This window comes from Methanosarcina sp. 2.H.T.1A.6, assembly GCF_000979455.1.
In the GTDB taxonomy this organism is placed as follows: domain Archaea; phylum Halobacteriota; class Methanosarcinia; order Methanosarcinales; family Methanosarcinaceae; genus Methanosarcina.
The window spans coordinates 142141-144439 of record NZ_JJOY01000052.1; the positions used below are offsets into that span (position 1 = coordinate 142141).

Below are 2299 nucleotides of genomic sequence, written 5' to 3' on the forward strand. Positions count from 1 at the left end.
GGATAGTAAGAGGCGCATTGCCACTTGTTATATCTGAACTGAATTCAGCAACAGGGGAGAGAATTGCAGAACCAACATTGATGTACCCGGTTTTTTCTTCAGAATCGCTTCCAAGAGAGTTTGATACCGTGAGTTTTACGGTGTAGTTCCCTTCGGCTGTGTAGGTATGAGTTGGGTTCTGTTCGTTTGAGGTTTTGCCGTCACCGAAGTCCCATTCCCACGAAGTAGGGGTGCCTGTGGAAGTGTCAGTGAAGTTGACAACTAGAGGAGCATTTCCACTCTGAATATCTGCAACGAAGTTAGCTTCAGAGGCAGTTAATCTTGTCATTTCCACGATCGAAAGGGCGTAATTGAAGTAATCCTCACCGTGACCCTTAATGCCCAGCTCGTTGGTACCGTTCTGGACTGCATTGGTGACATCGTAATAGTGGAAAGAGGGGTCAGGTTTGTCACTTCCGGTCATGGAAAAAGGTTTCTGATTGAAAGTGATTTTGAGATCAGCATTCTCGCCAGATGGCAGAATCGCAGTAACATCAGCGGATAGAAGATCTGTTGTGGAGACGTTGTCGATGACGGTATATCCTACATACGGGTCTTCTGTGCCGTAAAGCAGGCAATCACAACCCTCGTTAACCCATATTTGTCTGTAGGGTTCGCTGGCATCCTCGTAGACCACGACAAGGACTGTGCCGTAGTAGCCTCTCTGAGTTCTTTCTGCACTGATGACTGCGGTGTTATTGCCGCCGACCTTGAAGTAAGGTGTCACGTCGAAGACGTACTGGCCGTTGATCTTATCGATGTAGACGACGTCGGGATTCTGTCTATCGTGACCGTTGAATTCTATGGTGAAATGAGGATCAGGATACCAGGTCCAGTCCTGATAGAGCCGGGCGGATTTGAGGGTCGCATTGGCAGGGATTTTAAGGTCATCGGCAGTGTATGTAGCAGTGCCGGTATGAGTAAACCAGGTGTAACTGCCGTATTCGACAACTCTTACTCCAATGTTTCCTTCCGCGTAAACCGCGGTATTCACCGTGTCCTTGCCAGTTGAGAACCTACCACCCTGATAACGTTCTCCAGTTGCGGTAATGGTCGCGGTCGTACTGTATTCGTTGTTTTCTTCGTTTGCTTCGGCAATTGTATTTTCAGGATCAACTATGACTTTGATCAATACGGTGTCGCCGGCATGCCGTTTTATGTCGGTAGTGCTGACAGTGGTGCTGTTTCCTGCGCCGAGCCCGGAGACAGTGACAGTTTTATTTATCCCGTTGGCAAAGAAGGTCACGTTGAAGCCTCCGGCATGACCTGCACCTTCGTTGAGGATTGTAGCCGTAAGAGTGTTATTGAAAAGAGGATAGTTGGTATCAGAAGAAACAGAATACACAAAAAGTTCAGGCGCACCAATCACCTTGATAAGATCTGGCTGCACTGATGACGAGGAACCGCCATATCCAGTGACCGTGTGGTTGACAGTATACGTGCCTGCCGTGGAATAGGTATAACTCACATTTTTGTCCGTGCTGTCTATATTACCATCATTGTTGAAGTCCCACTCATAAAATGTGATCAATCCGGTTGAAGTGTCATTGAACTGAACCGTCATCGGAGTATATCCTGACATGGGGGTTGCAGTAAAACCTGCAGCTGGAGCGGCTATTGCTGCAACGGTGATGTAGTTAGTCTTAATCTCGTTATCCGACCCGCCTGCATTCGTCACACTCAGATTCACTGTGTACGTCCCTGCAGCATTATAGACATGGAGAGGATGCCGGGCCATGCTGTCTATGGTGCCGTCATTATCGAAATCCCACGCCCAGGAGAGGCCTATTCCTGTGGATTGATCCGTAAACTGAACACTTAACGGAATATCTCCTGAGGTTGGGAAGGCAGTAAAATTGGCTGATGGAGCAGGAGGAGCAGTAACCGTGATATAGGCTGTCTTCACCTCAAAATCACTGCCAATACTATTAGAGGCAGTAAGGTTGACAGTGTACGTGCCTGATGCCGTGTAGGTGTGGAAAGGGTCCTGCTGGTTTGAACTTGTACCATCACCAAAATCCCATGTCCAGGAAGTCGGCAAATAAGATGAAGTGTCAGTAAACTGGACTGTCTGTGGGATATAACCATCTGTCCCGGTCGTGATTTTTGAAGTAAAATTGGCAACAGGAGCAACAGTGGAAGCATCACGGAAAGCATAGAGTTTATAGTCGTTACTTCCGATGTAGAGAGTTCCGTCAGATCCGATCGCTGGCGAACTCTGAATGACATTTCCAGTGGTATAGGACCATTTAAGGGTTCC

The 2299-nt window shown here is 47.8% G+C and carries 1 protein-coding gene; it reads right to left on the reverse strand.

The window, feature by feature from the left end:
* The coding region (locus tag EO98_RS17120) for a PKD domain-containing protein (RefSeq protein WP_156161175.1) at positions 1-2299 on the reverse strand (2299 nt) is incomplete at both ends.